Raw genomic sequence first — 5092 nt, 5'->3', positions numbered from 1 at the left:
GCCTGCACGTAGGGCATATGCTTACCTTTCAGCTTTTGAATAAAAGATATAAGCATTCTTTTAATCTGAGTTAAGTCTGCTGACGGCTGACCGCTGACCGCTGACGGCTGACCCCTGACCGCTGACCCCTGACCGCTGACCGCTGACCGCTCACAGTAAAATATATAGATATTGATCAACTATCTTCTCAACTATGACAACTCTCGTATTTGTCCATGGCACAGGGGTTAGGCAAGCTGCCTATGAGCAAACCTTTAAGATAGTTGAGGGTTTTGTCACAAAACAACGTCCAGATATTACCGTTGTTCCTTGCTTTTGGGGTGAGCAATTTGGGAGTAAGCTCAATGCTGAAGGGGCATCGATACCCTTGTATGATGCTACCTTAGCTCTGGATCAGGGAGAAGAAGAGGATCAAACTATTATTCTTTGGCAGGAGTTATATCGCAATCCCCTTTATGAGTTGGGATTGTTGTCGTTTAAACCTAGGACTGGTGGTGATAGTAATCCCTTTGGAGAACAACCGGGTGATCAATTACATGACCGGTTGCTGGATTTGATTCCTACTGGAGAATTGCAAGAAAAATTACAAGCAGCGGGCATAGCAGAGGTGTTTGATCAGGCACGACGCCATGTTACTCGCAGTGCTGTTTATCAAGAAGTATTAAACCAAGTCTCTGATTCAGATAGTGACTGTTATGATACTATCGCAAGAGCAATTGTTGCTCAGGCAATTTTTGACTCTCAGCAGCACCACCATGGCTTCATCCTTCCTGATCCGGAATTGCGTGATCAACTCGTGAAATCACTCAGTAATGCTTTGGGTAAGGAGGAAGACTTGGGATTGGGTGACTGGATCCAGAAACCACTTTCCTTATTGGCGGGTCCAGCGACAGCTTGGGTGAGGAGTAAGAGGGGTGCAATTACTGAAGCAAATACTCCTACACCTGGTGATATTATACTCTATCAAAGTCGGGGTCATAAAATACGTGATTTTATCCAAAAAACTATAGAAGATGCTGAACCACCAGTTGTTATATTAGCCCATAGTTTAGGAGGGATTGCTTGTGTTGATTTACTGGTAACTGAACCAATGGCACAGGTGACATTATTAATTACAGTTGGTTCTCAAGCTCCCTTTTTATACGAAATTAATGGCTTATATAGCCTAGAATTTGGTCAGCCTCTGCCCGACTTTTTTCCGGAGTGGTTGAATATTTATGATTCACGCGATTTCCTTAGTTACATTGGCGCTACTCTATTCCCTAATAAAGTGCAGGATGTTTTGGTGGATAGTAAACAACCGTTTCCCCAAGCTCATAGTGCTTATTGGACAAACCCAGCTACCTGGAAAGCAATTATCCCGCGATTACCATGACTATGGGTTCATCTCATATTTGCTGTTTGAACCGGTGGTGCGTTACGGGGCGGGCTATCACAACCCTGGCTACGCAAAAAATCATGGCAAGTCCGCCCCTAACGCACCCTACGGGACATTTATAAAAGTGAGATGCACTCCATGACCATTAATGCTAGGCCAGAAAAAACCTATGGGTTGATTGTCGGTATCGAGAACTATCAAGCAACAAACTGGAATGTTAATGGTCCCGTTCATGATGCCATCAAGTTTGCTGATTGGTTGTTATCACAAGCAGTGCCAACAGATAATATCAAGCTCTGTTTGTCTCCTTTAACTGAAAATAGTGAACTGGTTAAGGAATTTGAGATAACGTCAAAGCCAGCAACGGAGCATAATCTAGTTGATATCATTACCAATGACCTGTCCCAAAAAAACGGAGATTTACTGTTTATGTTTTGGGCTGGTCATGGTTTAATTACTTCGGAGCGGAATCGCAGGCTACTTTGTGCTGATGCTAGTAAAAATAATTGGCAGAATCTAGATTTTAATTCCCTGTTACTGCTTTTAGGTTCAGATGCCTTTAAAATTCCACATCATATTTGTATAGTCGATGCTTGTGCTAATTATGTTTTAGAGTCAAAAGGGCGACCAACCAATTTGGGAGGGAAACAGTTTCCTAGTGGTCAACCTAGGAAAGACAGTCAACAGTTTGTCTTACTAGCTACTAGAGAAGGGGAGACAGCCAAAGTTAACTCCTCAGAAAAAATGGGATACTTTTCCCAAGCAGTAAGAGAAGCGTTGGCGCACCATGACTGGCTGCCAGATATGCCAGCAGTTGCTAAGCACGTTAAACAACAATTTGCTAGTTTAAATAAACAACAACTACCAACCTATTTTTATCGGCGCAGTTGGGATGGTGATCGGGAGGATTATCATCCTAATCCCTTTGAAATTTCCCACAATATACCCAGTACTCAAGCCTGTAAGTTTGTGGATAGACACCAGCCACTGGAAAAGTTACATCAGCTATTGCAAGACAATACTATTGTGGCGATTACTGATCGCACAGGTAAGGGGGGAGTAGGGAAAACAGAACTAGCAATTCAATACTCTTGGTACAAATTAGAAGATTATCCCGGTGGATGTTGTTGGTTGTATTTCAAGGGAGTGGATATCGTCACCCAGCTCTCGGAATTTGCAATTGTGAATGAATTTCCTGGTTTTAATATTCCTGAAAATTTCAGCATTGCTAGCCAACTAGCTTATTGCTGGCGTAGCTGGCAACCAGGTAAGGTTTTATTAGTTTTCGATAATGTCACTAACATCGAGCAAATCAAAGACTACTTACCGCCCATGGGTTCTCGATTCAGGGTATTAATCACCACACGTAGCTCACAGTTAACCTATCCATCACTTTCTCTGGGGGGATTACCAGAAAATGAGGCTCTAGAGTTATTAGCAAACTTGTTAAGGCAAGAGTTTGATCAACAAGAGCTAGAGTTTGCCAAAACACTCTGTAAAAAAGTTCACTTTGAACCTTTAGCTTTATATACGTTGGCAGGGCTGTTCTCAAAGCCAGGGAGTACATGATGCTAGAAGAAATTTTATTGCTCCTAGAGCAGAAGCAATCTCAAGAAGGTGACTCTGGTACAGATGTTGTGCTGGAACTCAATTGGGATTCCTTAGAGTCTTCAGCTCAAACCATGGCTGGTCTCTTGAGTTTATTTGCTTTAGCTCCTATTCCCTGGTCATTAGTTTCAAAGGCTGCTAGAGCTGCTAGCTTAGACTTTGATTTGGTCGTTAATCGGGATATCTTAGTTCAAAAGTATTTACTACAGAAGTTGGATGATAATACCTACCAACTTCAGGAACGGATTAGAGACTTTTTGAGTATCAAGGGGGAACAATTAGCTGATATTGAAATCCTCAAACAGGGCTTTTGTTCAGCGATAGTAACAATAGCAAAGAATATTCCTGAGACCCCAACTCAGTCAGACATTCTAGCAATTACCCCTGCTATCCCTCACCTGGTGGAAGTTGTCACTAACCAAAAGGATTACTTAAATAACGAAGATTTAATCTGTCCTTTTGTTGGCTTAGCCTGGTTTTACCATGGTCAAGGCGCTTACGAACAAGCATGGCCTTGGTATGAGCAATGCTTATCAACGGTTAGAGAGCGCTTGGGTGAAGAACACCCTGATGTGGCCATCAGCCTCAACAACCTGGCTTATTTGTACTGGAAGCAGGGGCGATACCAAAAAGCGGAACCCCTTTACCTGCAAGCCTTAGACTTGATGAAACGTCTGCTGGGTCAACAACACCGAGATGTGGCAAGCACCCTCCAAAACCTGGCTTTACTGTACTATAGTCAGAGGCGATACCAAAAAGCGGAACTCCTTTACCTGCAAGCTTTAGACCTGAGGAAACGCCTCCTGGGCCAAGAACACCCAGATGTGGCAGAAATCCTCAACAACCTGGCAGTACTGTACGAAAGTCAGGGACAGTACTTGGAAGCGGAACCCCTGTACCAGCAGGCTCGAAAGATTGCTGTCAAACAGTTGGGAGAGGAACATCCTACAACTCGCATTATTTCCCTTAACTTGGAAGATCTATTGGGAAGATCTAATACCAAATCCGCTTGTCAAAACCCCTTTATGAAAATCAACCAAATCTTTCAAATCTTTTTATGCCAGGAATCTAGGACTATGCGGCTCAGGGGAGTATGGGAAGAGTATTTGGTACAATTTGGCAGCAAATCCATCCCTAAAACTAACGATAATACTATGGTTTTAAAACATAATTGAAAGTGTTATTGCAATCCTAGCAACCTATCACCATAGTTTAGGATTGTTTAAAGATTTTACGCATTTGATATTCACAGCAGCACCTGACTTCTCTATCTCGCGAAGTAGGAGCGCCTGCCAACCAAAAGGCCACTGCAATGGATATGGAGGAATGAAATGTGTTGCCAACTCTGCCTTAAAGCCAAATCGTTGATAATACCTAGGATCACCATACACGAAGACAATATTCACATTCATACTACGCAATCTCTTAATCCCAGCATCAATTAGTTCACTCCCGATACCATTACCTTGGCATTCTGGCTTAACAGCGAGTGGTGCCAGAATATAGCCATGAAAATCTTGTTTTTCGGAAATAAATACAGGACTATATGCAACGTTTCCAATTATTTTATTGTCATCGACTGCTACCAATGATAAGGTACATGGCTCGGTAATATTGGATATGAGGTCATCAGCGAGAGATGCCACAAGATCACCCTCCCCGGTAGGAAAGGCTGACATATGTAAGGAGCGCACGCTCTCACGATCCCTTATTTCTGCATCTCGGATAATCATGTTGTGCGGCTTCATGTATTGAGTTATTATTTAATTCTATATCCCATAAGGTACAACTTGATCCCCCTAAATCCCCCTTATTAAGGGGGACTTTGAAGTTGAAAAGCGTACCTCATAACTGAGAGAAACGCTATATTATTCAATGTTTAGTCTAAATTACAGTTTTGATCAACCCAAGGTTTCTATGAAAAATCTAACTCTGCTATCTGGCACACTCCTGATTGCTACCTCTGGATTGGTTTTGGTGGCACCCCAGGCAGCTTCAGCTTTAAATTGGAACTGGAGTTATTCTGCTCCTGGTATCGAAGCCAGTGGTACTTTCACTACTAATGATACTCCTGATGATTTGGGTTTTTTCCTGATTTCTGAAATT

The 5092-nt window shown here is 42.5% G+C and carries 4 protein-coding genes and 1 pseudogene; 4 read left to right on the top strand and 1 reads right to left on the bottom strand.

The window, feature by feature from the left end:
• Positions 1 to 193 precede the first annotated feature (193 nt).
• The 3 genes from F6K37_RS31705 to F6K37_RS31695 all read left to right on the top strand — a co-directional run bounded on the left by F6K37_RS31705 (position 194) and on the right by F6K37_RS31695 (position 4161).
• A complete protein-coding gene (locus F6K37_RS31705; RefSeq protein ID WP_008181916.1) occupies positions 194 to 1375 on the top strand; it encodes a hypothetical protein in 1182 nt (393 codons plus the stop codon).
• 141 nt (positions 1376 to 1516) lie between these two features.
• Entirely contained in the window at positions 1517 to 2947 is a 1431-nt protein-coding gene (locus F6K37_RS31700) for a caspase family protein (RefSeq protein ID WP_071106196.1), read from the top strand.
• Positions 2944 to 4161 (top strand): tetratricopeptide repeat protein, encoded by a 1218-nt coding sequence (locus F6K37_RS31695; RefSeq protein WP_229420171.1) that lies wholly within the window; start codon positions 2944 to 2946, stop codon positions 4159 to 4161. The genes F6K37_RS31700 and F6K37_RS31695 overlap by 4 nt, the downstream gene beginning before the upstream one ends.
• A 27-nt stretch (positions 4162 to 4188) precedes the next feature.
• Here the strand turns inward: F6K37_RS31695 and F6K37_RS31690 are convergent, their stop codons facing one another.
• Positions 4189 to 4719 carry a GNAT family N-acetyltransferase gene (locus F6K37_RS31690; protein WP_287254541.1) on the bottom strand — a complete coding sequence of 177 codons (531 nt, stop codon included), beginning with the start codon at positions 4717 to 4719 and terminating at the stop codon, positions 4189 to 4191.
• 184 nt (positions 4720 to 4903) lie between these two features.
• Between F6K37_RS31690 and F6K37_RS31685 the strand changes: the two are divergent.
• Positions 4904 to 5092: pseudogene (locus F6K37_RS31685) on the top strand (PEP-CTERM sorting domain-containing protein); the annotation flags it as partial.

The sequence above is a fragment of the Moorena sp. SIO4E2 genome, assembly GCF_010671945.1.
Classification (GTDB): Bacteria; Cyanobacteriota; Cyanobacteriia; order Cyanobacteriales; family Coleofasciculaceae; genus Moorena; species Moorena producens.
This window is presented reverse-complemented; position numbering and strand designations above follow the sequence as displayed.